The sequence below is a fragment of the Paraburkholderia sp. BGA-UO-ETr-F21 genome (assembly GCF_059567925.1).
Window position 1 is genome coordinate 289,853 of sequence record NZ_JCAQOY010000017.1, and the last position, 24,226, is coordinate 314,078.

General features: G+C 60.0%; 26 protein-coding genes. 14 read left to right on the forward strand and 12 right to left on the reverse strand.

Features of this window, described 5'->3' with window-relative positions; genetic code table 11:
• Positions 1-301: 301 nt before the first annotated feature.
• The gene (locus AC57B1_RS13700; RefSeq protein ID WP_408345048.1) at positions 302-1,360 is read right to left on the reverse strand and encodes a sigma-54 interaction domain-containing protein; all 1,059 of its coding nucleotides are present in this window, start codon (positions 1,358-1,360) and stop codon (positions 302-304) included.
• A gap of 373 nt (positions 1,361-1,733) precedes the next feature.
• On the opposite strand from AC57B1_RS13700, the gene AC57B1_RS13705 reads away from it, so the two are divergent.
• The 6 genes from AC57B1_RS13705 to otsA all read left to right on the forward strand — a co-directional run bounded on the left by AC57B1_RS13705 (position 1,734) and on the right by otsA (position 6,486).
• A complete protein-coding gene (locus AC57B1_RS13705; protein WP_408345361.1) occupies positions 1,734-2,051 on the forward strand; it encodes an ElaB/YgaM/YqjD family protein in 318 nt (105 codons plus the stop codon).
• Between the two features lie 47 nt (positions 2,052-2,098).
• Positions 2,099-2,368 carry a hypothetical protein gene (locus tag AC57B1_RS13710; protein WP_408345051.1) on the forward strand — a complete coding sequence of 90 codons (270 nt, stop codon included), beginning with the start codon at positions 2,099-2,101 and terminating at the stop codon, positions 2,366-2,368.
• Positions 2,369-2,675: 307 nt separating this feature from the next.
• A complete protein-coding gene (locus tag AC57B1_RS13715; protein WP_091796213.1) occupies positions 2,676-4,076 on the forward strand; it encodes a sigma-54-dependent transcriptional regulator in 1,401 nt (466 codons plus the stop codon).
• Positions 4,077-4,210: 134 nt separating this feature from the next.
• On the forward strand, positions 4,211-4,480 hold the full coding sequence (locus AC57B1_RS13720; RefSeq protein WP_496417743.1) for a hypothetical protein: 270 nt from the start codon (positions 4,211-4,213) through the stop codon (positions 4,478-4,480).
• A 153-nt stretch (positions 4,481-4,633) separates the two neighbouring features.
• Entirely contained in the window at positions 4,634-4,846 is a 213-nt protein-coding gene (locus tag AC57B1_RS13725; RefSeq protein WP_091796209.1) for a hypothetical protein, read from the forward strand.
• Positions 4,847-5,058: 212 nt separating this feature from the next.
• Positions 5,059-6,486, forward strand: a complete 1,428-nt coding sequence (gene otsA, locus AC57B1_RS13730) for an alpha,alpha-trehalose-phosphate synthase (UDP-forming) (protein WP_091796207.1) — start codon at positions 5,059-5,061, stop codon at positions 6,484-6,486.
• 149 nt (positions 6,487-6,635) lie between these two features.
• Here otsA and AC57B1_RS13735 read toward each other — a convergent pair whose 3' ends face one another.
• The 5 genes from AC57B1_RS13735 to AC57B1_RS13755 form a co-directional block, all read right to left on the reverse strand.
• Positions 6,636-8,093, reverse strand: a complete 1,458-nt coding sequence (locus AC57B1_RS13735) for an MFS transporter (RefSeq protein ID WP_496417744.1) — start codon at positions 8,091-8,093, stop codon at positions 6,636-6,638.
• A 125-nt stretch (positions 8,094-8,218) separates the two neighbouring features.
• Positions 8,219-8,722 carry a YbhB/YbcL family Raf kinase inhibitor-like protein gene (locus tag AC57B1_RS13740; RefSeq protein ID WP_408297402.1) on the reverse strand — a complete coding sequence of 168 codons (504 nt, stop codon included), beginning with the start codon at positions 8,720-8,722 and terminating at the stop codon, positions 8,219-8,221.
• Positions 8,723-8,884: 162 nt separating this feature from the next.
• Positions 8,885-9,331, reverse strand: coding sequence for a very short patch repair endonuclease (locus tag AC57B1_RS13745; RefSeq protein ID WP_091796200.1), 447 nt, complete (start codon positions 9,329-9,331; stop codon positions 8,885-8,887).
• Between the two features lie 54 nt (positions 9,332-9,385).
• Complete coding sequence (gene dcm / locus AC57B1_RS13750) at positions 9,386-10,666, reverse strand: DNA (cytosine-5-)-methyltransferase (RefSeq protein ID WP_091796198.1); 1,281 nt, start codon at positions 10,664-10,666, stop codon at positions 9,386-9,388.
• Positions 10,667-10,955: 289 nt separating this feature from the next.
• Positions 10,956-11,282 (reverse strand): hypothetical protein, encoded by a 327-nt coding sequence (locus AC57B1_RS13755; RefSeq protein ID WP_408186092.1) that lies wholly within the window; start codon positions 11,280-11,282, stop codon positions 10,956-10,958.
• A gap of 175 nt (positions 11,283-11,457) precedes the next feature.
• Between AC57B1_RS13755 and AC57B1_RS13760 the strand changes: the two genes are divergently transcribed.
• From AC57B1_RS13760 to AC57B1_RS13770, 3 genes are all read left to right on the forward strand, one after another.
• Positions 11,458-11,649, forward strand: coding sequence for a CsbD family protein (locus tag AC57B1_RS13760; protein WP_095420133.1), 192 nt, complete (start codon positions 11,458-11,460; stop codon positions 11,647-11,649).
• A gap of 210 nt (positions 11,650-11,859) precedes the next feature.
• Complete coding sequence (locus AC57B1_RS13765; RefSeq protein ID WP_408345064.1) at positions 11,860-12,081, forward strand: hypothetical protein; 222 nt, start codon at positions 11,860-11,862, stop codon at positions 12,079-12,081.
• A 234-nt stretch (positions 12,082-12,315) separates the two neighbouring features.
• Entirely contained in the window at positions 12,316-13,023 is a 708-nt protein-coding gene (locus AC57B1_RS13770) for a glutathione binding-like protein (RefSeq protein WP_408345067.1), read from the forward strand.
• Positions 13,024-13,298: 275 nt separating this feature from the next.
• Here the strand turns inward: AC57B1_RS13770 and AC57B1_RS13775 are convergent, their stop codons facing one another.
• Positions 13,299-13,472, reverse strand: coding sequence for a hypothetical protein (locus AC57B1_RS13775; protein ID WP_408345070.1), 174 nt, complete (start codon positions 13,470-13,472; stop codon positions 13,299-13,301).
• 244 nt (positions 13,473-13,716) lie between these two features.
• Here AC57B1_RS13775 and AC57B1_RS13780 point away from each other — a divergent pair, with 244 nt between their 5' ends.
• Positions 13,717-14,790 carry an acyltransferase family protein gene (locus tag AC57B1_RS13780; RefSeq protein ID WP_408345073.1) on the forward strand — a complete coding sequence of 358 codons (1,074 nt, stop codon included), beginning with the start codon at positions 13,717-13,719 and terminating at the stop codon, positions 14,788-14,790.
• A gap of 208 nt (positions 14,791-14,998) precedes the next feature.
• Positions 14,999-16,027, forward strand: a complete 1,029-nt coding sequence (locus AC57B1_RS13785; protein WP_496417745.1) for a methyltransferase domain-containing protein — start codon at positions 14,999-15,001, stop codon at positions 16,025-16,027.
• A gap of 66 nt (positions 16,028-16,093) precedes the next feature.
• Here AC57B1_RS13785 and AC57B1_RS13790 read toward each other — a convergent pair whose 3' ends face one another.
• From AC57B1_RS13790 to AC57B1_RS13800, 3 genes are all read right to left on the reverse strand, one after another.
• Positions 16,094-16,303, reverse strand: coding sequence for a hypothetical protein (locus AC57B1_RS13790; protein ID WP_091796186.1), 210 nt, complete (start codon positions 16,301-16,303; stop codon positions 16,094-16,096).
• Positions 16,304-16,381: 78 nt separating this feature from the next.
• A complete protein-coding gene (locus tag AC57B1_RS13795; RefSeq protein WP_091796184.1) occupies positions 16,382-17,125 on the reverse strand; it encodes a YoaK family protein in 744 nt (247 codons plus the stop codon).
• Between the two features lie 175 nt (positions 17,126-17,300).
• On the reverse strand, positions 17,301-19,217 hold the full coding sequence (locus tag AC57B1_RS13800; RefSeq protein ID WP_496417746.1) for a TonB-dependent siderophore receptor: 1,917 nt from the start codon (positions 19,215-19,217) through the stop codon (positions 17,301-17,303).
• Here AC57B1_RS13800 and AC57B1_RS13805 point away from each other — a divergent pair.
• The 3 genes from AC57B1_RS13805 (at position 19,177) to AC57B1_RS13815 (ending at position 21,237) form a co-directional block, all read left to right on the forward strand.
• Positions 19,177-19,761, forward strand: coding sequence for a hypothetical protein (locus AC57B1_RS13805; RefSeq protein ID WP_496417747.1), 585 nt, complete (start codon positions 19,177-19,179; stop codon positions 19,759-19,761). The two genes, AC57B1_RS13800 and AC57B1_RS13805, sit on opposite strands and share 41 nt — an antisense overlap.
• A 469-nt stretch (positions 19,762-20,230) precedes the next feature.
• Complete coding sequence (locus AC57B1_RS13810; RefSeq protein ID WP_496417748.1) at positions 20,231-20,812, forward strand: Panacea domain-containing protein; 582 nt, start codon at positions 20,231-20,233, stop codon at positions 20,810-20,812.
• A gap of 68 nt (positions 20,813-20,880) precedes the next feature.
• Positions 20,881-21,237: a hypothetical protein gene (locus tag AC57B1_RS13815; protein ID WP_496417749.1), complete on the forward strand. Its 357-nt coding sequence runs from the start codon at positions 20,881-20,883 to the stop codon at positions 21,235-21,237.
• Between the two features lie 112 nt (positions 21,238-21,349).
• Here the strand turns inward: AC57B1_RS13815 and AC57B1_RS13820 are convergent, their stop codons facing one another.
• Complete coding sequence (locus tag AC57B1_RS13820) at positions 21,350-21,559, reverse strand: hypothetical protein (RefSeq protein ID WP_496417750.1); 210 nt, start codon at positions 21,557-21,559, stop codon at positions 21,350-21,352.
• 255 nt (positions 21,560-21,814) lie between these two features.
• Positions 21,815-23,194 (reverse strand): hypothetical protein, encoded by a 1,380-nt coding sequence (locus tag AC57B1_RS13825; protein WP_496417751.1) that lies wholly within the window; start codon positions 23,192-23,194, stop codon positions 21,815-21,817.
• Positions 23,195-24,226 lie beyond the last annotated feature (1,032 nt).

A 24,226-nucleotide genomic window follows, 5' to 3' on the forward strand; every position in this document is an offset into this window, starting at 1 on the left:
GTGCCTTTCGTTCACGCTCGATAAACACCGAATGAACGAGTAACACGCGTTCCCCACCTAGCAATGCGTGTGCCGCATTTTGCAGGATGCTATTTGTAATTGGCAGAGGGAAAATGCAAGCAATTGCAAAAGATGGTGCGAGCAAAATCGGTTTCTGTTGGGCGTAAATCGATTTTGATTGGTGGTGCGAAGGGATTGGATTCGGAATTCAGCGCGCGCAAGCAAGGGCTTTTTGCAAGCGCTGTCGATGCACGATATCGGTACTCACGCGGCTTTTCCACGTGAGTACCGTGTCACGAAGTTATTGCTCGGACTCGTCTTCCGCGCTTTCGTCGCCGTATGCGCTCAAGCGGTTGTACAGCGTCTTGAGACTCACGCCAAGGGCTTTGGCCGCACGCCGTTTGTCGCCGCCGCAATATTTCAGCGTGCCGAGAATGATCTGTTTTTGCGCGTCGGCGAGCGGCGTGCCGATCCATACGCTCATCGCATCGCCTTGGGTCATGGGCTTTTTCACCCGCGACGCGAGATGCGGATGCGGCAGCTCCACCGTCTTCTCCGCGAGAATGAAGGCGCGATACACCGCGTTCTTCAACTCGCGCACGTTGCCTGGCCACGACCAGGTACGCAGCGTTTCGATCGATTTTTTGCTGAAGCTTTTGCTCGTGCCTTCCTGCTGATTGAGCAGCGCGAGGAAGTGCTGCGCGAGCAGTTCGCGATCGTTCTCACGCTCGCGCAGTGGCGGCGCGCGTAGCGGGAAAACCGCGAGCCGGTACATGAGGTCTTCACGCAGACCGTTTTCCTTGACCGCGACCGCCGGGTCGCGATTGGTCGCGGCGATCACGCGCACGTTGCCGCTGATCAGGTCATTGCCGCCCACGCGATAAAAGGTGCCCGTTTCGAGCGCGCGCAGAAGCTTGACCTGACGCACCGGCGCCATTTCGGTAATCTCGTCGAGGAACAGCGTGCCGCCGTTCGCATGTTCGAAGTAGCCGATGCGGCCCTGCACCGCGCCAGTAAAACTGCCTTTTTCGTGGCCGAACAGTTCGGCTTCGATGAGTTCGTCGGGAATCGCGCCGCAGTTCACGGCGACGAATGGCGCGTCCTTACGGCCGCTTTGATCGTGAATCGTGCGGGCGATCAATTCCTTGCCCGTGCCCGATTCGCCGATGATCAGCGCGGTCGCGTCGGTGCCGGCGACGCGTTCGATCTGCTCGTACAGATCCAGCATCACCGGTGACGAGCCGTACAGCAGGCCGTACGACTTCAGTCCCGCGATGCCGTCCGCGACGCGCTGCTTCGCCTGTGCCGAGCCATTGCCGCCGGCGGAGACGGTGGGCGAGTCCAGGTCGATTGACGCCATAAACGGGGGTCCTGTGCAAATGTGTTCGTTGTTGCGGCGCGCAGGCCTGGGAACGAGATAAACCAGTCAAGCCGCTATCTCTCAAAGATTGATTTAACCACTTTGGCACCGTTTTCGGCAAACGATGTGAAGGCCTGCGGATAGATTCGTTTTTAGTCGGTCAGAAAGACCCTGACGCAGCGTCCGTCTTGGGGTTCAAGGTCAAAGTTACCGGGCACGGCGTTTGCGACTTCCACCCGACACGCGTGTGCTTTTTCTCGCGATCCGATGCCATTCGATGGCTCGTCCCTGCGGGTGACGCTTGCCGATCCGCAGGCCCGGCAGGCTTGCCGGAAAGCTCACGCGAACGCCGAACTCAGACCAGGAGTGAATGATGACTGACACCACGCAACAGCTTGCACTCGGCGGCCAGAAGATTGTCGAAGATCTGCGGGTGCTGCTGAAAGACTCGGAAGAAATGCTGCGGCTTGCCGCCAACGTGCCTGGCGAGGGCGTCGACGCGCTGCGCGACAAGCTGGGTACGCACGTCGAAACCCTGCAATCGGCGCTGGGCGACGCGCAGCAGAATGCGCAGCGTCGTTACCGGACAGCCACCGTCAATACCGAGCGCTATGTGCGCCACAATCCTTGGCGTTCGATCGGCATTGCCGCGGGCGTCGGCTTCGTGCTCGGCATCCTGACGACGCGCTAAACGCGCATTCCGGTACCAATTCGCTTGATGAAGACAAGGAGTTCACGATGGCACGACCTAAAATCGGCATTTTCGGCGCGCTGATGGCGCTCGGCGGCTTTCTGGCTGTCCGTTATGTGCAGCGTAGCCGAGCGGCTCAAATCCCGGTGGCGCGTGAATTGAGCCGTTGGGAAAACGAAGGCGGTACGGTAGCGGCGCCGGCAACCCCGGCAGCCAATGCGGCTCCGGCGGCCGATGTGAGCCCGGGCGCGCATGGCGCCAACGGCTCCGCGTATCCGAACGGCAACGGCGGAGCATGGCCGTTTCCGCGCAGTTGAGGGCACTGTTTGAACAGCGTGGCCGGTGTGCCGCCCTGGTGGGCGGCGCCCGGGCGCATTGTTAATTTTGTCTCGATAAAGCCGTATAATAGGCAAATAGACAACAATGTCGGTTTATGTCGGGGGTTTTGGCTTGGCATTGTTGCAATATTGAATCAAGTCGGTGGTTGGCGTGTTTCCCTGAGGTTGGTGGGCGCTCACATTGGAGCACCTGGCAGCCCGGCAAAACGCCAAGCCGTCGGCGCGCTTTTCAGCATGCGCCTTAGCATGTATTCCCACACCCACGCTTGCAGGCTTTCGAGACGCGATGCCACATGTACTGATTGTCGATGACGATGCCGGTACCCGCGAGGCGCTTTCCGCCATCATCGGGGAAGACGGCCTGACCACTGCCACCGCGGGCGATTTGCGCGAAGCGCGCATTCAACTGGTCCGGCAGATGCCGGACGTTGTCTTTACGGACCTGAAGCTGCCGGACGGCAGCGGGGTCGATCTGTTCGAAGATCTGGATCCGCGCTCCGGCGTGGAAGTGATCGTGATTACCGGCCACGCCACGGTCGAGTCGGCGGTCAACGCGCTGAAAATGGGCGCCACCGACTATCTGGTCAAACCGATCAACATGCAGCGCGTGAAGGCGATCCTCTCGCGCCTGCCGCGCGCCGGCGACCTGAAGGCGGAAATCGGCACGTTGCGCGGCGAGTTGCGCCGCATGGGCCGCTTCGGTCTGATGCTCGGCAATTCGCCGGCCATGCAGGAGGTCTATGACCAGATTGGCCGCGTCGCGCCGACCGCGGCTTCGGTCATGCTGGTGGGCGAGTCGGGCACCGGCAAGGAAGTCGCTGCGCAAACGCTGCATCAGCTCAGCTTGCGCCGCAAGCACGCGTTTCTCGCGGTGAATTGCGGCGCGATTTCGCCGAACCTGATCGAATCGGAAATGTTCGGCCACGAGCGCGGCTCGTTCACCGGCGCGGACCGTCAGCACAAGGGTTATTTCGAGCGCGCGAACGGCGGCACGCTGTTCCTCGACGAAATCACCGAAATGCCGATCGAGTTGCAGGTCAAGCTGTTGCGCGTGCTGGAAACCGGCATGTTCATGCGGGTCGGCACGACCAAGGAAATCGAAACGGACGTGCGCCTGATCGCGGCGACCAACCGCGATCCCGAGCAGGCCGTGCTGGAAGGCAAGCTGCGGCTCGACCTTTACCATCGGTTGAACGTGTTTCCGATCAGTTTGCCGCCGTTGCGCGAACGCGGTAAGGACGTGGAACTGCTGGCGCAGGCTTTCCTCGACGAACTCAACGAACGCCACAGCACCAAAAAGCATTTCCCCGCAGCCGTGAAGGACATGCTGATGTCGTACCCGTGGCCGGGCAATGTGCGCGAGTTGAAGAACTACGTGCAGCGCGCGCACATCATGTCGGGTTCGGATTCGGACAGCACGGCGACCGTGCCGCTGCAGATCACGCTGTCCAAGCCCGCAGCCGGCACCGCGATTACGATTCCGTTCGGCACGTCGCTTGCCGAAGCGGACCGTCAACTGATTCTGGCGACGCTCGAGCAGTGCGGCGGCGTGAAGACGCGGGCCGCCGAGATCCTCGGCATCAGCCTGAAGACGCTGTACAACCGCCTGGTCGAGTATGGCAACGACGCGCGCGAAGACGGTGATGCCGCGGACGAATCGCGCGCGCTGGGCGGCGCGGACGCTTAATCGTCGCTGCGTGTCAGCGGCGTGCCACCCGCGCCGCTGACATCGTTCACACCGCCGATGTGATCCTGCCGGGCGCGTCCGTAACGGCACAGGCCTTGCTGCATTCCAGTGGAACGCAAACGAGGACAAATAACATGCCGCAATACGCTGCCGCTCCCGTGCTTCCCTTGCCGATGCATGCTCACCGCCCTGAGCCGATCGAGCCGCCATCAGCTCCTCCGATTGCGCCACCGAGTCCCGGCGAGCCCGACACCATTCCTGTTCCGAGTCCTGATCCGGGGCCGCAACCGATCGAGCCCATCGAACCGGTCGCCCCGCCGATTGGCGATCCTCCGCCGCAGCCCACGCAAACGCCACAAGCCAGTCAGGGTCGGCCGTCGCCGTCGCTACGCATGCAACTCTGACGCATTCCGTGCGTTGCGCCACAGTCCGACGTCGAGAATTTATGTACTTGTTACAAAGCCGGCGCATCTTTTACCGGCAAATTACCTTGGCGGCCCCTAGACTGTATTGATGCCGCAAAACTGGCGGCAGGCTTCCCCTTGGAGGCGTGGATCATGAGACATCCAGCACTGCGACGTTCAGCCCGTCATTCGAAGCGCGATTCCCGGCCGGGCGGCAGCAAGGACAGCGCAACGGCGTCGCCCGATCCGGCGGGACAGAACCGCGTCGCGCCCGATGCGCCGCCAGACGGCGAGCACAACCAGGGCGGCGTGCGGCCAGAAGGGCTTGAATACCAGCGTGACCTGGGCTCGGAGCAGGACGCCTGAGCCGGTTCGACGGCCGGTAAGAAGCATTCCGGTTTCGTCAGATAAAACAGAAGAAATTTCTTCGTGGCGGAGCGGCGCCGCGCGTTCTTGCTCGCTTGTCACATTTGCATACATTTTTATTTCCAACATCTCTAAAAACGGCACGCGACTTGCATGCACCTTTTTGGCACATATCCGTATGCAACGAAACAACTGAACTAGGTGGAGCACCAATGAGCAGACTGATCGTGGTATCGAATCGTGTCGCGCCGACGCAGGAAGGCCGTCCCGCAGCGGGTGGCCTCGCTATCGGCGTGCTGGACGCGTTGAAGGAAACCGGCGGGGTCTGGTTCGGCTGGAGCGGCGAGACGGTGAGTGAGCCAAGCGCTCCGGTGATCGAGAAACAAGGCAACGTGACGTACGCGACGGTGGGTCTCACCAAGCGCGACTACGACCAGTACTACCGCGGTTTTTCCAATGCGACGCTGTGGCCGACGTTCCACTATCGCAATGACCTGTCGCGCTACGACCGGCAGGAATATGCGGGCTATCAGCGTGTGAACGCGACGCTCGCGAAGCAACTCAAGGAGTTGCTCAAACCCGATGACATCATCTGGGTCCACGACTATCACCTGCTGCCGTTCGCGCGTTGTCTGCGTGAACTGGGCGTGAAGAATCCGATCGGCTTCTTCCTGCATATTCCGTTTCCGGTGCCGGAAGTATTGCGGACCATTCCGCCGCACGAAGAACTGGTCAAGGCCATGTGCAGCTATGACGTGATCGGCTTCCAGACAGAGGCGGATCGCCAGTCGTTCGTCGACTTCATCGAGCGCGGCCAGCACGGCACCTCGAGCGAGGACGGCATGGTGCACGCGTACAACCGCTTCCTCAAAGTGGGCGCGTATCCGATCGGAATCTATCCGGACGCGATTGCCAAGGCCGCCGAACAGTTCACCGACCGTAAGCCGGTGCGCAGCCTGCGCGACGGCATGCGCGGGCGCAAGCTGATCATGAGCGTGGACCGTCTCGACTATTCGAAAGGTCTGGTGGAACGCTTCCAGGCCTTCGAGCGGCTGCTGCTGAACGCGCCGGGTTGGCACGGTCGCGTGTCGCTGGTGCAGATCGCGCCGCCGACGCGCGCGGACGTGACGACTTACCAGCGGATTCGGCAAACGCTCGAGGGCGAAGCCGGCCGCATCAACGGCCGGTTCGCGCAGCTCGACTGGACCCCGATTCAGTATCTGAATCGCAAATACGAGCGCAATCTGTTGATGGCGCTATTCCGCCAATCTCAGGTCGGCTACGTGACGCCGCTGCGCGACGGCATGAATCTCGTCGCGAAGGAATATGTCGCCTCGCAGGATCCGGCCGATCCTGGCGTGCTGGTGCTGTCGCAATTCGCCGGCGCCGCCGAGCAGTTGCCGGGTGCGCTGGTCGTCAATCCGTTCGATCTGTCGCAGATGGCCGAAGCGCTGGAGCGCGCATTGTCGATGCCGCTCGCAGAGCGACAGGCGCGGCATGCCGACATGATGGCGCCGATGCGCGAGAACAATCTGTCCGTCTGGCGCGATACGTTCCTCGCCGATCTGCGCAACGTTGCGACGGCCTCTTCGGTGGCGGCTAAAGCGGTAAAGCTCGCTGACGTGACCGCGTCGTCGTAGCCGGATTAGCGGCCGCGCGGCTTGCGGTTGCGCCGCGCGTGCTGGTCACGTCGTTGAAGCTATGTGGATGGTTCTGGATGAGAAGAAGGGCGCGAATCGCGTGATGCGAAACGCGCCCTTTTTGCACGGCTGTGTTCGAACGACTCGGGTCAAGCGTTCAGGCCACTTGCGCGATGCCCCGGCTGCACCACGCGCATCGTGCTGATCACGGCGGCGAGTGCCGAGAAGCACGCGGCGACATAGAGCGCGATGGTCGGCCCGTGTTGCGGCGCAACGCCGAAGATCAGCGCGACCAGCGCCGCGCCGAGCGTCTGCCCGGTCAGGCGCGCGGTGCCCAGCATGCCGCTCGCACCGCCGCTGCGCTCGCGCGGCGCGGAGGACAGCATGGTGCGATTGTTCGGCGACTGGAAGATGCCGAAGCCCGCGCCGCACAGCGCCATGCGCCACGCGATCTGCATGGCGTCGGGATGCGCGCCGAGCGTGGCGAGCAATATCAGCCCCGCCGTCATGGCGGCCAGTCCGACGCCGCCCAGCCATCCCGACGACACCTTGTCCGACAGAAAGCCCGCAATCGGCGCCGCGATGATGATCACGGCCGGCCAGGGTGTCATGAGCAGCCCGGTTTCCACCTGCGACAATCCCAGCGTTTCCTGCAACAGAAAGGGCAGTGACACGAAGGCGAGCATCTGCGCGCAGAACGAACAGACCGAGGTGCCGATCGAAAGCGCAAAGATGGGAATCCTGAGCAAATCGACCGGCAGCAGCGGCGCCGGCTGTGTCAACTGACGGCGCACGAAGAAATAGCCAATCACCACGGCCGCAATCACCTCGATCGCGGCGTAGCCGAAGCGCTCGCCGTGGCCGAGTCCGTCGACGGCAAAAATCAGCAGGCCGAATACGAACGCGTTCATTACCGCGCTCAGGTAGTCGTAGGGCGATTCGTGACCGCGGTTCATCGGCAGCGCCTTCAGGCCGCCGACAATGGCCGCGATGCCGATCGGCACGTTGATCGCGAACAGCCACGGCCACGAGGCGACGGCGAGCACGCCGGAAGCGACGGTCGGTCCGACCGCCGCCGACACCGCGACCACCATCGCGTTGATCGAGACGCCACGCCCGAGCTGACCGGGCGGATAGATCATGCGCACCAGCGCCGTGTTCACGCTCATGATGCCCGCCGCGCCGAAGCCTTGAATCACGCGGGCGAGCGCGAGCGTCGGCAGCGAAGTCGACATCGCGCAACCGAGCGAGGCCACCGTGAACAGGATCAGCCCGCCGAGGTAGATGCGCCGGTAGCCGATGCGATCGCCGAGCGAGGCAAGCGGCAGCAGCGAGATGGTGATCGCGAGCTGATAGGCGTTGACGACCCAGATCGAACCCGCGGCGCTGGCGTGCAGGTTGCGCGCGATAGTCGGCAGCGCCACGTTGGCGATCGCGCTGTCGAGCACCGCCAGCGTGAGGGCGAGCGCAATGACCAGCATTGCCCAGTAGCGCTGCGGAACCGGCAGGCCTTGTTCGGTGTTGTCCGATAACGCGGTGTCGGGGGCGAGTGTGGCGGCCGCTTCGGGAGGATGGGCGCCGTCCTTGCGCGATGGTTGTGCGTGCATCGATTGTTCGAGTTGTAGGGGAAGGCTCACCGGTCACGCGACGAGTCACGCGCGTTGCTCGCCGCCATCGAAAGAGCCGGCCGTCGCAACGACGATGCCGGCGCGCCGGCATCGCGTCTCGCGCATTATTTGAGTTCGTACAGGCCGGTATGAGTGGTCGAGTCGAGTTCGTTCAGATGCGTCATGAAACGCGCCACTGCGTTGGTGGTGTCCGCGTTGATCGGCAGATGCGGCACCCGCAGCGCGTGCAGACGGAAGATGTAGCGGTGCGCCTTGTCGCCACGCGGCGGCGCGGCGCCGCCGAAGCCGACCGTGCCGTAATCGTTGCGCACCTGCAGCGCGCCATGCGGCAGCAACGAGCCGTCCGCCTTGCCGGCATTGCGCGGCAGCGAGCGGGCGTCGGCCGGAATGTTCACCACGACCCAGTGCCAGAAGCCGCTGCCGGTCGGCGCGTCGGGATCGTGAACGGTGAGGGCGAAACTTTGGGTGTCGGGCGGCGGCGCTTCCCACTGCAATGCCGGCGAGATGTTTTCGCCGTCTACGCCGAACGCCTTGTCGTGATATTCGTGGGCTTTCGGCATGAAGCCATTGGTGGGAAATTCGTCGGACCAGAGACGGAATTCTGCCATGATGTGCCTCCCTTCTTGAGTGGTTCTGGGATGGTCGGGGCGAGTGGTTGTGGAACCGCTTTGCAGCGCCGCGCGCCACGCATAAGTGCCCCGAGTTAGCCAATCGAGTGTATCACCAGCGGGCTTGGCGCTCGCGCGGGCAGGAAGGTCTACAAGCGGCTTTCAGCCGCGTTCCTCGAAGCTCGGCGCGTCGCTCTTCAGCCAGTCGACGAGCCGCTGCAAGACCCCTTCGATATCGCGATTCGCGCCACGCAAAGCGCATTCCCACACCACGGCGACGCGCCAGCCGCTCGCGAGGAGCGCCGCGCGAACCTTGTCGTCGTTGCTGCGATTGCGGCCGATCTTGTCGCGCCAGAACTCCGGCCGCGTTTGCGGCCATTTGAAAAGACGACAGTCGTGGCCGTGCCAGAAACAGCCATGCACCAGCACGACAGCGCGGTAGCGCGGCAACACGATATCCGGGCGTCCCGGCAGATCGCGCGCGTCAAGACGGAAGCGGAAACCCTGGCGATGCAGCAGGCTGCGGATCAGAATTTCGGGCTTGGTATTGCGCCCGCGGATGCCGGACATCATCCGGCTGCGCGTCGCGCTATCGACGATATCCACCATGTCTAGCGCCGGGCCGGTGCGTCGACAAGCCGCGCACGCACACCTATTGATCGCTCACGCGTACAGCGAAAGAGTTTGCTTCGAGCCATGGCGCGTCTCCTCGGCGAGCAGCGTTTGCACATGCGGCAGCATGATGCGCGCCACTTCGCGCATGACCGGCATCACGACGCTGTTGCCGAACTGCCGGTAGGCCTGCGTGTCGCTCACCGGGATTCTGAAGGTATCGGGAAAGCCCATCAGCCGCGCGCATTCGCGTGGCGTGAGGCGGCGGGGCCGCAGCGCCTCGCCCTGATAGACGAGGATTTCCGAACCGTCCTTGTGATAGCGCGCCGACAGCGTGCGCGTCACACTGTTCGGATAAGCCATGCCGAAGCCGAAGCCGTTGCCCGCCGCGCGGTGTTTCTCCGCGTAATTCTGCAGATAGGTCCAGAGGTTCGGCGTGAGCGTGTACTTGGGTTGCACGCGCCGGCTCGCGTGATCGAAGAAACGGTCGTGGTCCCACGGCAGCACCGGCTCGCTGCCGTCTGTGCGATGCAGGATCGAGCCAAGGCGCGGGCCGTTGTCCGGCAACTGCAGATCGTCCCACGAGAACGAGGTTTTGCCGCGAAACCCGACAATGATGATCCGCTCCCTGTGCTGCGGCGTGAAATGCTGGCCGTCCACCACGCGATAGTGCACTTCGTAGCCCAACTCGTCGCGCAAGGTCTGCAGGATCACGTCGAAGGTGCGGCCCTTGTCGTGCGACAGCAGATTCTTCACGTTTTCCAGCAGGAATGCGGCGGGACGCTTTGCCGCGATAATCCGCGCGACGTCGAAAAACAGCGTGCCCTGCGTGGTGCACTCGAAACCATGCGGCCGGCCGAGCGCGTTCTTCTTGCTCACGCCGGCGATCGAAAACGGCTGGCATGGGAAGCCGCCGAGCAGCACGTCGTGGCTCGGCACTTCTTCAGCCGGAAACGAGACGATATCGCCGATCAGCGCGTGCTCGCCGCCGCTCGGGTAATTCTCGCGATACGTCTTGGTCGAAAAGTCGTTCCACTCGCTGGTAAAGACGCAGTCGCCGCCATGCGCCTCGAAGCCCATGCGAATCCCGCCGATGCCGGCGAACAGGTCGATAAAGCGGAACTGGGCGCTGTCGCCCGCGCTGCGCCTGGCTCGCGCCCGGTTTTGCAGCAGATCGCGCAAGGCGGGTTCCAGCATCGCCGGGCAGGGTGTTTCGCCTTTTTCCCAGCGACGCACCGTCTTGATGTCCTTGCCGACATGCGCGGCGATTTCGCGTTGAGTGAAGCGGGCGCGCGCTTGCTGGAGCAATGCGAGCGGTGCGGCGAGGGTCACGGGCGTCCTTGCTGGGAATTTTTGCGGACATTATGACCTAAGGTCGTCCCATTTCCCTATTTTTTGCTTCGCTTGGGCAGAAAATTTCCAGCGTCGGCACGCGTTGTCCACGGGAGGTCCGCGCCTAAATGCGGCTGTCACAGTTGCGCGTGTAAGCTTCCAGCGTGACGCAAAATCCCTGCGTTGCGACGTGTTGAGGCCGCGACATGGTTCGCGGCCGTTTTTTTAAGTCGTGAGCAATGGGGATATGGCCGGCCCGGAAGAGTCGGCGGCTCAGGCCCGCAGCGCCTCAGGCAGTGTGGTGGGCGCTGGCCGGATAGGGTGGCGGAAAGAGGGCGGCGGAGGCCGGGGCCAGTGCGTCCCATGCCAGTTGAGGTTCGGCCTGGAACTGGTCGAGCTGAAGCAGAAGGCTGTCGACCGCGCACAGTTGTGCATGTGACAGATTGCCGGCGTCGAGCAACTGGTAGAGGCGCTTGCGCCAATACGCGGCCGACAGGATCGGCCCGCCCAGATCGCCGTGTAAAGACGGCCGCATCACACGCGCAATGTGCGCAATGTCCCGATCGATCAGTGCAGCTTGGGACGACCCCGAAAGCGTAATCAGTGTTCGGTCCATGGCTCCTCCATGGCACCCTTTACGGCAGGCTGCGCCGGAACTTTAGGGCTATTTGAAAATATTTTTTGCAGCGCTCCTTGGGGCAGATCGGCGACGTGCGGCCTCGGGCACACCCGTTGCTGAATACGGATACTGGCGTAATCTCGCGCCGGCATTCCAAATAGTGGAGCCGAATATGAACAAGGACCAGGTGAAGGGTGTGGCCGAGCAGGTCAAGGGCAAGGTCAATGAAGCAGTCGGCAAGGCCACGGACAATCCGGGCAAGGAATTGAAGGGCGACCTGCAACAAGGCGCGGGCAAGGTGCAGAAGGCCTATGGCGACGCTAAGGAAGACGCCAAGGACAATGCGAAGCGCAATGCGCCGTAATCGGCTGCGACCAGATTGACGGAAAAGGCGCTTCGGCGCCTTTTTCCGTTTCTGAGCGGTGCCTTCGACCTTGAGCGCCTTGTCTTCGACAGTGGGCTATCGTGCCGATGGCGATTTTCGCCTGGGAGTAACCCGGGGTCGGCACGCGGAGCATTCCGCACGCGGAGCGTCGCCTTTAGACTTGGCGCATCCAACACGGAGACGGCGCCCATGACACCCGAGAAAATTCTTTCGATGTTCGAACGGCAATACCTGGAGGGCAAAACGCCCGTCGATCTGGAGCAGACCTGCGCGAGTTTTGCGAGTTGGCTGGCCGTGGCGTGGGAGTTGCTCGACGCAGAGCAGAAGACGCTGCTCCTGACGATCGGCGCAACTCTCTGGCGGGAAGGTTATAACTTGCGCGCCGGCACGGCGACCAAGGATTTGTGGTGAGTCGCGGCCGGCGAGCGTTGCTGCGTTCGCAGTGCGATGCTCGCAATACGTCGACGCACGAGCGCGCCGTGCCGGGGTTGCCTCTGAGCCGCGCGCCGACGCGTTGCGCCAAGTCGGTTTATATTTGGCGATCCCGCGTTGGTATTTTGGGCGCCGGTCCTCCGGCCGGCGCCGAAGCCCGATGCCTCATGCCCCTATCAGGCCGCAACACTCGCACAAGGGTTACATCGTCACATGACCGATCTATCTGCTTTTCCGATCACGAATAAATGGCTTGCTGAGCATCCAGACCGGATTCAGCTCTACTCGCTGCCTACGCCCAATGGCGTGAAGGTGTCGATCATGCTCGAAGAGACGGGTTTGCCGTATGAACCGCATCTCGTGCGCTTCGATACGAACGATCAGATGACGCCGGAGTTTCTGTCACTCAATCCGAACAACAAGATTCCGGCGATCATCGATCCGAATGGGCCGGACGGCAAACCGCTGCCGCTGTTCGAATCCGGCGCGATCTTGATCTATCTCGCGGACAAGAGCGGCAAGTTCATTCCGCAGGACGCCGCCGGCCGCTATGAAGCGCTTCAGTGGGTGATGTTCCAGATGGGCGGAATCGGGCCGATGTTCGGTCAGGTGGGTTTCTTCCACAAGTTCGCCGGCAAGGAGTATGAAGACAAGCGTCCGCGCGATCGTTACATCGGCGAAGCGAAAAGGCTGCTCGGCGTGCTGGAACGGCAACTCGAAGGACGCGACTGGATTCTCGGCGATATGTACTCGATCGCCGATATCGCCACCTTTCCGTGGGTGCGCAATCTGATTGGCTTCTATGAGGCGGGTGAGCTCGTCGGCATTCAGGATTTCCCGAACGTGACACGCGTGCTGGCGGCATTCGTCGCGCGACCGGCTGTCGCGAGGGGTCTGGAGATTCCGAAGCGGCCCGCGTAGGCGAGTCGTGAGGCCGGGCGGGGAGTTGGCGTCCGGCCGTGGTTTGATGATGTCACCTCGCGAGTTGCGTTAGGTCTCAGTACCCATTGGTCTGCTTCGAGACCGGCGGTAGTGGGCAGCAACTCGCGCTGCGCGAGTTGCCCGGCTGCTCCGTCAGGGTAAAGCGCCGGGTGTTATGGTTGAGCGGGGATCATTAGGATGCCAAATATAAAATTCCCTTGCTGAACCATGTGCCGCTTATTCCGCGGTCAATAAGAGTACGTCGGCCTTACTCATCACCGACCCAAAGGTGTCTGGCATGTCGGCGTGAAACTCGACTTGCCTGCTATCGGCGGTGAGCCCGTGAAATATTCGTTCTGGAAGTCGATCAACAGCAACGCCGTGCGGCTGGCGATGAGCGAGGCCAGGGCCCAGGCATGCGGGATGCTGCGCAGTGTTCGGTTGGACATGCGGTTCTCTTTGATGGTGGTCGGAAAGGAACCGGGTCTAGGGTAGGGGACACATCGCAACAACGCCGCGGGCAGGTCTAAGTCTGAGCGTGATTTGCACAGATCGCAGGTCGTTTTCTCTTCTTGAAGGTACTCGCTGACTAGCTGAATCGTTATAGCCTCAGCCTTACCAAATATCTCAAGAAATCATTGATTGTCGCTATCCGCGTAGCGCGATAGTTCGCCGCACACTCCGGAATAGGTCATGGATCAACCGCAGCATCTTCGGATTGCCGGGCTCGACGGCCTGCGCGCACTGTCCGTTATAGCGGTCTTTCTTGCGCATACTGGCCTTGCGGGTGTGGTGGGAGGCGGATATGTCGGCGTCGATGTATTTTTCGTTTTGAGCGGCTACCTCATCACAGGCTTGCTCGTAGCGGAGCATTCACGCACCGGGCGGATCGATTTGCCGGCGTTTTATTGGCGGCGCGCCCGGCGCCTTTATCCCGCTTTGTGTCTGATGCTTGTCGGCGTCACACTCTATTGTCTGATATTTCCCGCTGCCTTCAGGGTTGGGTGGGAAGTCTTACCGGCATTCTTCTACGTGATGAATTGGGTTCGTGCGCTCGGGATCTACGACGCTCATCTCACCGGACATGCATGGACATTGGCAGTCGAGGAGCAGTTTTACCTGGTTTGGCCGCTGATTCTGCTGGTTGTGTTGAAATTCTGGCCACGTCGCGCCTTGATCACGTTTGCCCTTCTGACCGTTGCGGTGATCTGTTGGCGCTCGTATCTCATCTCGCTTGATCTTTCCATGGCCCGCATTTATTGCGGCTTTGATACTCATTCCGACGGGCTTCTGATCGGCGCTTTGCTGGCAGTGATGCCTCGCCGATGGGCAGTCAGGGCCGGGAAGTTGTGGCCGGTTGCTGCTGTGTATCTGTCTTTCGTATTGCTCAGCGAAACCGGCATTGAGTTTTCGTTGCGAGCGGTGGGATATCCGCTGACGCCATTGGCCGCGGCATTCATCGTCGCGAAGGTCGTCACGCAACAGCGCTCCGCTCTGGTGCGGGCGCTCAGCATTGCGCCGCTAGCGGGGTTCGGTCGTGTTTCGTACGGCTTTTACCTCTGGCATTACGTTGTGCTGCAGTCGATGCTCTACGGTGGGCACGAAACCATGGGCGCATTTTTCGGCGGATTTTCTCATCCGAGAATCGCCATGGTGACGATCACATTCGGTGTGTCAATCGCACTGACCCTTTTCTCGTGGTTTGTCATCGAAAAGCCGGCCATGCGATTGCGTTCCCCTTGGAGGCGCAACGTGGCGATGGCTTGAGCCGATGGCACGGACGCGAGCTTCACGCTCATGAGCGTACGAGCCTCGCCAAATGGGCGGCATTTACCTCGTATTCGGCTACGGATAGTCGAGCGATTACCCTTCAATTATTTAGTTTTTGTGTAAGCCAGTAGAGATTGTTTTATTCGCCGGTCGGGCAAGGCATGGTAAGTTGCGTGATGGTCGGCCCATTGCAGAGAGGTGGTTCATGAATCTGGTTACGACGCTTCGCCGCGGGCACCTTCTGAAACACATCGATCTGTCGGGCGTCGGCCTGGAGATTGGGCCGTATGACCAGCCGACCGTCTTCAAGTCGGAAGCGGACGTTCGGTATCTGGACTGGAAAGATAAAGAGCAACTGGTGCAGGAGTGTACGCATCCTGACATGATCGTCGACATACCCGATATCGATTATGTGGTTCATTCGAATCGGTACTGCGACTATATCGCCGATAAGTTCGACTACATTATCGCGAATCATGTGATGGAGCATGCGCCGAACATGATTCAATGGCTGTCCGATCTGTGCGACATGATGCAGCCGGGCGGCGTTCTGTTTCTCGCGCTGCCGGACAAGAAGTTCAGTTTCGACAAGTACCGCCAGGATACGGCGCTGAGCCATTTTGTGGCCGAGTATCTGGCGGGCGTCGAGGACATTCCGCGCGAACATCAAATCGAATGTGAAATCTACTACGACGAAGCATTCGTCAACAAGCCGATGCATGTGGCGGATAAGCTGGATATGAACCGCATCAAGGAGAAGCTGAAGGCGCCGCCGCATGTCGGCATTCACAGCCATGTTTTCGAAAGCGGCACGATCGTATCCAAGGTTTTGAAGCCTATCCTCATGATGGGTTTCGTGGAATTCAATCTGGTCGACTTTGTGCCTGCGCGCGGCGAGACCGGCGGAGAAATGATCATTGTTCTTCGCAAGGAACCGCCTCGCGTGGAACTGGCGACCGAAGAGTTCTACAGTGCTCCGGTGCAGACGACGCATACGTCGAACACGGCTGACACCGTTGACGCGGTCGCCACGGCGCAGCGGTTGGCCGATGCCGAGAAAGCCGTTGCGGAATTGCGCGCGAGGCTGGCAGTGATGCAAGAGGAAATCGCATCGAGGACGTCGACGATCAGTGCGCTCGAGTCGTCCACATCCTGGCGAATCACTGCACCCTTGCGCGCCGCGGTGACCAAGCTTCGAGGGCTCGGCTCGGGCGGGCGAAACGTCTCGTATTGAAGGGCCACGTCGAAGCGATTCTTGCACGTTCGCCATGAGACATCTTCGACCGGCCGCTGTCAGTTGTCAGTGCAAATCCGCGGGGTTGCCACCCATCGCTCGATAAAGATCGCGCACAAACTCTTCGCTGATCACGTCCCATTCCGGTGAGGCATAAAGCACGTCCTCGGGGTTCTTCTTGCCCTGTGCGTGCCGCAGTGTGCGCACGGTCAATTCGAGGGCCATCGCCTCTTCATAGAGAGGGTGGCCGGGGCGGAGGCGGTCGTCGTTGTCCATGCCTGATTTTCGGCAGCCGCCGAACAAACTTTAGATGCAGCCTCGCAAGCGCGCATGGAATGGCCGCGTGGCGTTTGTCTAAGCCCGATAGGCGCGCATGTCGTCGACGATTGGGACAACGGCAAGAGTAAGAAGGACGATCGCGAGAGGAATGGTCGACACAAATCCCAAATGCCTGAAGCCTACAGCGCCGGCAACGCCGCCCCCGAGGAACGACAGCAACAAGGATCCGAGAAGTGCCAGTTTCTGTCGATCGCCCCGGACCGGGTTGCCGGACGCACCACCGAAATTCCAGTAAAACAGCTTGCCAAGCTCGATGCCAATATCGGTTACCAAACCGGTGACGTGCGTCGTCCGAATCTCCGCCTTCGAGATTTTGGTGATCATGGCATTCTGCAGCCCCATCACGTAGCAGAGAAGACAAACTGTAGCCGGGACGAACAGCACACGGTGCTTCTCCAGATTCGAGCCGAGCAAACCGAAGAGTAGAAGCAGTGACGCCTCGAGCATCAATGGCATTGCATACTGACTATGCAAGTGCTTGCGGTGCCCCCAATTGATCAGGATCGCCGAGGTGGCCGCTCCGACAAGGAAGGACATTAAGGAACTGAATCCGGCCACCACCACGTCGATGTCGCCAAGCGCGAAGTTATCGGCAAGCGACGACACGATGCCGGACATGTGTGATGTGTACTGACCCACAGCAAGGAATCCGCCGGCATTGGCCGCCCCGGCGACAAACGCGAGCGAACGCCCAAGGCGGCGATTGGTCTCGTCGTTGCGCTCTGGCTTGGTCAAACCGCGAAGGTAATTGATGGGCATGTGATTACCCTCGGTATCGGCGCTTGGTATCGGCGATGTGGCCAACACATGTTGCGTAGGTGTGAGTCGATGCTAACACGAAACTATGCTGATTCTTCTGGCCTGGCGTCGCGCGTTTGGCCTCTGTCAAGCTGACGGCCGCGGTAGGGCGATCGACCTCGGCGCATCGCGACACTCAATAGCTGTATCCCAGTGTGAGCATCACGGAGCGATCGTCGCCAAGCGCCACGGCGTTGCTCAAGCCACCCGTGTAGTAGTGCTTGTTGAAGACGTTGCTCACACGCAGCGCGGCGCGCCAGCGCGGCGCTGTGTAGCCCACGCCCACATCGCTGACCACGAAGCCCGGAATCGTCATGCCATACGCGTAGAGATTGCTCTGGCCGCGCACGCCGCCGTTGATTTCCCAGCGATACAGTTCACCCGGCAGCTTGTAGCGCGCGAACACATTGAAGCTGTGGCGTGGCACGTTGTTGATCCGTTCGCCGTCGGTCGAAGGTGTCTGGCCGCCGTCGTCGGCAATTACCGCCGACGTGTACGCGTAGCCGCCCGTCACGCTCAGATGATTCGTCGGCGCGGTGTTGAAACTGAATTCGAAGCCGCGCGAATGCTCCTCGCCCACAGCGATGCTGTAGCCGTCGTTGTTCGGATCGTCTTCGAGCACGTTGCGCCGGCGCAGATCGAACGCCGCGACCGTCACGCTCGTGCGGCCCTTCTCGATGTCGAACTTCACGCCCGCTTCCCACTGCTTGCCCGTTTCCGGATCGAACGCGTTGCCGTTCACGTCCGCGCCGCTGTTCGGATAGAACGATGTCGCGTAGCTCACATACGGTCGCACTCCCGGATACAGTTCGTACATCAAGGCAACCGAGCCGGTCGTGGCGTTCGAAGGATTGCGGCTGCGCGTGTCGGTGAGTTCGTTGAGCACGTCGCTCGACGCGCTGTCGTAGCGCACGCCCGCGAGCACACGCCAGCGCTGGCCGAGCGCGATCTGGTCGCGCGCATAGAAGCCGAGATCGCGGATCGTCGTGTATGTATGCGTTTTCGGCGTGGACGGGCAGGTGATCGTGCCCGTGTAGACCGGGTCGTACATGTCGATCGAGCCGACCGTGCAGGTGGTCGAGGCGGCATCCTCCCGGCCGCGCATGTAGTCCATGCCGAAGGTGAGTTCGTGGCGGCCGAGCGCGGTGTCGAAGGTCTTCTGCGCGTTGTTGTCGAGCGAGATCGTGTCGCCGGACCATTGCGAGTCGGTGGCCGTGCGGTTCAGCGTGTAGCCGTTCGAGGCGAGCTTGCCGTTGGCGACGAGCTGGCCGCCGAGTGAGAACTGTTGCCAACGGAAGTTCTGATTCACCGTCCAGCCCGAATCGAAATGATGCGCGAAGGCGTAGCCGACGCGCGCCTCGTGACCCGAGTACGGCTGCTGATCGGGCTCGCCGGTAAAGGTGCTGCGCGCGAGGCTGCCGTTCTTGTTCGCGAGCACCGAGCCGGACCACGGCAGGCCTTGCTGGCGGATGTAATTGCGCTCCTGGTAGCTCGTCAGGATCGTGAATTCCGTGCGCGGGCCGAGATCCAGTGATAGCGACGGCGCGATATAGCGATTGCGCGACCAGACGTAGTCGGTGGCGTCGTTCGAGTTCATCGCAAGCGCGTTGATGCGGAACGCGGCCTTGCCGTTTTCCGAGAGCGGCGTACCCATGTCGACGCTACCCTGGTAGTAACCGCGGCTGCCCGCGGTGACATCGACGTCGGCGAAGGTATAGGTTTCCGGGCGCTTGCTGACCATGTTGACCATGCCGCCAGGCAGCACGAGCCCGGAGAGCAGCGTGGCCGGTCCTTTGAGCACTTCAATCTGCTGCAGGCCGAAGATCTCTTCAGCGAAGCGGTTGTTGATGGCGGTGCGCAGGCCGTCGAGATACACGGAATCCGACGCCGTCTGGCCGCGAATGATGAAGTCGTCCCAGCCGCGTCGGCCATATGTGCCCGAGATAACGCCTGGCACGTCGTGCAACGCGTCGTTGAGCGTCTGGGCCTGTTGCGCGTCCAACAGGTCGCGCGTGACGACGCTGATCGATTGCGGCGTTTCGTTCAAGGGCACCGACGATTTCGTCACCTGGGCGGAGGCGGGCATGTCGAACGCGGTCCCGGACACGCCGCTCGCGGTGATCTTCACGACGGGCAATTCGGCCGGGTCAGCCGGGTTTTGCGTACTGCCCGTACTCGCGGGCATGGTGGCGGATTTGCCGGTGCCGGTTTTCGGTGCGTTTGAGGTGGTGCGACTCGCGTCATCCGATGCGGCGGCTTGCGCGAAGGCGAGCGTGGGCGCCGCGGAGAAGGCAATCAGAAGTGCGGCATGGATCTGGCGGAAGCGCATCGAAGAACCCTTGTCGAAATGCGAATCATTATTAATTGAGTCGCGAATCCTACTACGGGTTATTCCCTACAATCAATGCGTGTTGTATCGACGCGAATATTTAGCGCGCTTGCGTTTTATTGGCAAAGCGGTGTTGTTGCCGTACCCGGTCTTGGCCAGCGATACGGATAGTGGCGGTCATGACGCTATTGAGACGAAAGGCGGTCATGGCTGGGACACCCGTTGGTACGTTTCTGGGTGCGCCACGGATACCAATGATGCCTTGTAAGGCTTGCTGGGCAAGGGTTTCGGCCGAATTGCCGCCGAGTTCCTGGTCCCTGACAGAACTCATACGTCAAGGATGGTGGTGAGGTTTGGCCATTTTCCGGATTTTTATACCCCCACCCGTACCCCTAAAATCTGTCTCATGAGGAAATACGGGTGCGATTCCCTTTGTCGCATGGTTGCGTCAAACTGGCAACAGATTTCCAGAATTTGACGCCATGTTCCAATTTTGTAACGAAATTGGATGATTTTGCCAAGCAGCACGCCTTGGGCAGCGAGGGGATGACCGCTGGGTAGCCCTAGCGGGCTCCTGGCATCGAGTGTGCTTGGTAAAAGCAGTCGCAGATGTTTCGCGGGAGAGTGGACCGCGGCGGTCAACTTTCCTGCGGGGAAGCCGTTATTGTGATAGACACGTAGTTCTGACGCAGTTAGGCTCTTGACAAATGGAACGCGCTGGTCCCGGAGGTTTCGCAATGTTTTCCCACTTGTTCGACGAACGCAAGGCCTTGGATGCGGCGATGTATCTGCTCGTTCGTAACCAGGGGGCAATGGGCGTGGCGAAACTCAATCGTCTGTTGTACCTCGCCGAGCGCGAATCATTCAAGCAATATGGCGAACCATTGACCGGCGATCAATTGCTTGTCTTAGAAAGAAGCCCGGTCCTATATGGCACCCACCAGCGTTTGGGCGGTGATGTGCCTGGCTGGGAAAATCGTATCAACAGCTTAGCGAATCGTGAAGTCGAGGTGAGAATACCCATTTTCGCCGAATCTCCGGAAATTTATTTTGAGCATTCGACTCGGCTGAGCAACGCTGACATCGAAATTTTGGATTCGGTTTGGGCGATGTTTGGCAAGATGACGGAGTCGGCGCTTGCCGACCATATTCACATGAAGTGTTCGGAGTGGACCGACAGTAATGCGATGCCGTCGTCAGTCACTCACGAGAAGCTTTTTCGCGCGCTTGGCTACACTGACGACGTCGTTGCAGCTTTGCTGGACCGGCTTGAAGAGATCGACGCCATCAACGGCAACTTCCCTCTCGCCTCTGCGTGACGACGACTACCGGAGTGTCTTGGACTGCCCGCGCTGGAGCCGCATTTCTGGCTCCTTCCGGGCCGGGCATGTTCAACCATCTCTACGTGGTTCTCAACGACCCCGTCCAGTTTCCCAACAGTGGAAGCCAACCCTGCGTCTGCATCGTGAACTTCTCCTCGGTTCCGAAGAACGTGAATGCGCCTTATGACAACACTTGCATAATTACGGCCGCGTCGGGAGCGCATGGTTTTTTGCAAGCCGACAGTTACGTCTACTACCGTATGGCACGGGAAGAATTTGCGAAGGACGTGGAAGCTCGCGTGGCAAGCGGCATCTACATTCCAAAGCCGCCGGACTTTGCGCCTGCCATCGTTCAGCAGATTCTAGCTGGACTGAGAAAGTCGAATTTCACCCCTAAGAACATAGCGGCGCTGCCAATCTAGGTTCGAATGATCGGCTCTCGGATCAGTACCGTCAGACCGCATGCGCCGCTTTCTCTGAGTCTTTCCGCGCTGGGCTTTTTCTGCTGGCGATCACTATCGCCCATTGTCCAGGTCAGACCAAGTCAACCGGATCTTCTCCCATCGCCCGCAGCAAGTCGCGCAGGAATTCATCGGTGGCGTCTTCGCGCTCGGCCGAGCCGGCCGGCAGGTCTTCGGGATTCTGCTTGCCCTGCGCTCGGCGGGTGGTGCGGACAGTCATTTCGAGAGCCATCGCTTCGTCGTAGCGAGGATGGCCGGGGCGGAGGCGGTTATCGTCATTCATGCATGATTTTCGGCACCCGTTGAAAAAACTTTGTACTTGCCGGTGGTAGGACGCTGCTGGTATACGGCCGTCGCTCCGTTATGATGTTTGGGAACGCTCCTTATTACATCCTGGGGAGTGCCATGAAGCAGATCCGATTGCGTGTCCCACGCGAGGAAGCCGCCGACTTGCCGGACGATCTGACGGCGTGGGTAGCCGTCTCAGGCGTTGATCCAGGATGGATGTGCCTCGGCTTCCTGCGTGGGCATTCCGGTTTCAGGGTCCAGTTTTCACATAACCGAGCAATCCTTCGGCGACTTGCCCTTCGCATCCCGGATCCGGGCTGACGAAATGGTCGGTATTGTTTCCTGCGATGCAACGATAGATAGCTCTGGTGTTCGCGACCGCGCTAGGTGACAGAAAACCGATAATTCCTTGTGGCTGTTGGTTTTCGCATCCCGAGTCTCTCGACAGAAAATTATCGTTGCCCGCTTTGCACGCAAACAATGGGACTTCACCGGCTACCGGCCCCATGTCAAGATACCCCAAGGTCGACTCGAGTCTATACGAGCAACTGGGTTGCACGTAACCTGTCGTTACCAAGTGGTCGTTGTAGCCACTTCCGCATATGGTTGAGATATACCGATTCAACGGCAAGGTTTGAGGTGTCGGCTTCCACGTGACCACGCTTAGGTCCCACGTATCGGGATTGTTTGTGCCCGCTCCAAAATAAACCGCAATTGTTGGCAGGGTGATATTTACGTTACCAAAGCCATCGCGCTGCAAACCCGGATTGTGATTCATATAGAACCCCGTCATTGCCGATCCCATGAAGCCCAGCACTTCCCAAGTGCCTTTCCCGGCGAGCAAGTCCGACGCCGGCATCCGCGCCAACATAAGTTGATACGCTTCTCGATCTCCCGGGCGGTATGGTGCAGTCTCTCGAACGGCATAAAACATCCCGCTCTGGTAGTCGTAGGCAAAATCGGCATTTGCCGATAGTGCTATGCCTGCGTTATTCGCATCAGAAATCAACGTCGGCGGCCCAAAGTTGATTCCGTCGTCTGTATGGCGAACATATTCGCGACCTCCTTGGCCGCCTGTAGTGTCGGTATAGAACACGAACGTGCCTGCATTTCCGTCGCTTTTGTAGGTTGCCGCCTGTCCCGCTCCGTATGAGCCGTCAGCTTGCTGCGGTCGTATGACCGGCTGGCTGTATTTAACCCAATTCACGCCGTCGTTTGAATATGCAAGCCCGATGCTGTTATTCGTTCCATTGGCGAGATTGGTCGCCGTGTAGTACATCGCGTACGAATATGTGACGCCGTCTTCAGGATTCTTGAAAACGCCCTGAATCACAGAAGGGTCACACGTGAACTGACCATCCCATTTGCCTGGCGACGGCACGAGTACTCGCGTAACGGGCGACCATTGGCCGGTAGCGTAGTCATAGTATCGGTACTGAATGGTGTCTGTCTGAACCTGTGAGTCGATGCCACACCACCAAAACTTCTCGCTCTTCGTGTCTCCGATTATTGAGGGGCCGTAGTCGTAACCGGTTCGACTGAAAATTGGGTAGCCCCCTGGTAGACCATAGTCCGCGAGCGCGGAGATAGAAACGCAAAGCAACATCACAAATATGTAAATTTTCTTCACGTGCGCTCTCCGAATGTGCGGCTTTTGGTTTAATGCCTGGATAGCTTTTTTTGATTTGCGACTTTCGTAGGTAGTGCGTATTCGACCAGTTTTTTATCCGACCAACTCTGAAGGAGGCAACACCTTCGCTTGCGATGGGGCATGGAATTTTTTCAGAGAATAGAGCCCGCTGATGAAGTGCGCAAGATAATTTGTAGGTGGGAACGCGATTTCGAATCGCCGCCTTTGACCCAGCCAACGCGTATGCATTTTGATTTATCTTGCAATCCGATTCTGATGAATCGGGGGATTACACCAGATTGAGTTGTAGGGCCATGGGGGCGCCATTGGGTGTACGGTTCAAGAGATGGCGGGAGCGTCTAAACAGATTTGTGCGCGCTAAATGATGATGTGTCCGGCGCGCAGCCCTTCGTCGGTACGTTTCATCGCGACGACCTCAGCGACGACGAAATTGCAGAGTAGTTCGCGGCGAGCATTGTCGACCGTGGCGCTCACGTCGCGCTAATGCTCGTCGATCAGCATGTCGTAAAGTGCGCGGCAGGCGTTGCGAGCCACCCGTTAAACATTGCCATGTATGTCAAGTGAACGAGTGGCTACTTCTCGCCGTTAAGGAAACAGACCGGGCAGGAGAGACGCCCGTGCAGCCCCTAGCTTTGACCAGCGGTCGGCAAAGTGTTGGATCTCCATGGGCGGCGCGTCGATCGCCTCAAGGTGATCCAGCAAGACGTGGAAAAGCGGAGCGTTCTGAATGTCGCCTCCGTAGGCGGTATGCGCCATGTTACCCGGACGTACACGAGAACGTCAGTTCCGCCTCCTGCGGCGTCCATCCCCGTACGCCATGCGTCTGCATATCGACCTGATGCATCTGCTTTCCCTTTTTGCTGCAGTACTCGTCGGCGCGCTTTAGGCTGGGCGCGATCAAATCTGAAGTGCAACACCTTCCTCGTGTAAGGTGCGCACATGCAAAAAAGAAGAACGTATCAACAGCTTCAGCCTGAAGAGCGCATGACCATTGCAAGCATGAAGCAGCAG

Coding starts and splice junctions, on each gene's coding strand:
- AC57B1_RS13760 (WP_095420133.1), top strand. CDS start 11,458: ATGAACAAGGACCAGGTGAAGGGTGTGGCCGAGCAGGTCAAGGGCAAG.
- AC57B1_RS13815 (WP_496417749.1), top strand. CDS start 20,881: ATGTTCAACCATCTCTACGTGGTTCTCAACGACCCCGTCCAGTTTCCC.
- AC57B1_RS13700 (WP_408345048.1), bottom strand. CDS start 1,360: ATGGCGTCAATCGACCTGGACTCGCCCACCGTCTCCGCCGGCGGCAAT.
- AC57B1_RS13705 (WP_408345361.1), top strand. CDS start 1,734: ATGACTGACACCACGCAACAGCTTGCACTCGGCGGCCAGAAGATTGTC.
- AC57B1_RS13740 (WP_408297402.1), bottom strand. CDS start 8,722: ATGGCAGAATTCCGTCTCTGGTCCGACGAATTTCCCACCAATGGCTTC.
- AC57B1_RS13715 (WP_091796213.1), top strand. CDS start 2,676: ATGCCACATGTACTGATTGTCGATGACGATGCCGGTACCCGCGAGGCG.
- AC57B1_RS13725 (WP_091796209.1), top strand. CDS start 4,634: ATGAGACATCCAGCACTGCGACGTTCAGCCCGTCATTCGAAGCGCGAT.
- AC57B1_RS13770 (WP_408345067.1), top strand. CDS start 12,316: ATGACCGATCTATCTGCTTTTCCGATCACGAATAAATGGCTTGCTGAG.
- AC57B1_RS13765 (WP_408345064.1), top strand. CDS start 11,860: ATGACACCCGAGAAAATTCTTTCGATGTTCGAACGGCAATACCTGGAG.
- AC57B1_RS13710 (WP_408345051.1), top strand. CDS start 2,099: ATGGCACGACCTAAAATCGGCATTTTCGGCGCGCTGATGGCGCTCGGC.
- AC57B1_RS13780 (WP_408345073.1), top strand. CDS start 13,717: ATGGATCAACCGCAGCATCTTCGGATTGCCGGGCTCGACGGCCTGCGC.
- AC57B1_RS13785 (WP_496417745.1), top strand. CDS start 14,999: ATGAATCTGGTTACGACGCTTCGCCGCGGGCACCTTCTGAAACACATC.
- AC57B1_RS13720 (WP_496417743.1), top strand. CDS start 4,211: ATGCCGCAATACGCTGCCGCTCCCGTGCTTCCCTTGCCGATGCATGCT.
- AC57B1_RS13820 (WP_496417750.1), bottom strand. CDS start 21,559: ATGAATGACGATAACCGCCTCCGCCCCGGCCATCCTCGCTACGACGAA.
- AC57B1_RS13735 (WP_496417744.1), bottom strand. CDS start 8,093: ATGCACGCACAACCATCGCGCAAGGACGGCGCCCATCCTCCCGAAGCG.
- AC57B1_RS13745 (WP_091796200.1), bottom strand. CDS start 9,331: ATGGTGGATATCGTCGATAGCGCGACGCGCAGCCGGATGATGTCCGGC.
- AC57B1_RS13790 (WP_091796186.1), bottom strand. CDS start 16,303: ATGGACAACGACGACCGCCTCCGCCCCGGCCACCCTCTCTATGAAGAG.
- AC57B1_RS13810 (WP_496417748.1), top strand. CDS start 20,231: ATGTTTTCCCACTTGTTCGACGAACGCAAGGCCTTGGATGCGGCGATG.
- AC57B1_RS13795 (WP_091796184.1), bottom strand. CDS start 17,125: ATGCCCATCAATTACCTTCGCGGTTTGACCAAGCCAGAGCGCAACGAC.
- AC57B1_RS13755 (WP_408186092.1), bottom strand. CDS start 11,282: ATGGACCGAACACTGATTACGCTTTCGGGGTCGTCCCAAGCTGCACTG.
- otsA (WP_091796207.1), top strand. CDS start 5,059: ATGAGCAGACTGATCGTGGTATCGAATCGTGTCGCGCCGACGCAGGAA.
- AC57B1_RS13775 (WP_408345070.1), bottom strand. CDS start 13,472: ATGTCCAACCGAACACTGCGCAGCATCCCGCATGCCTGGGCCCTGGCC.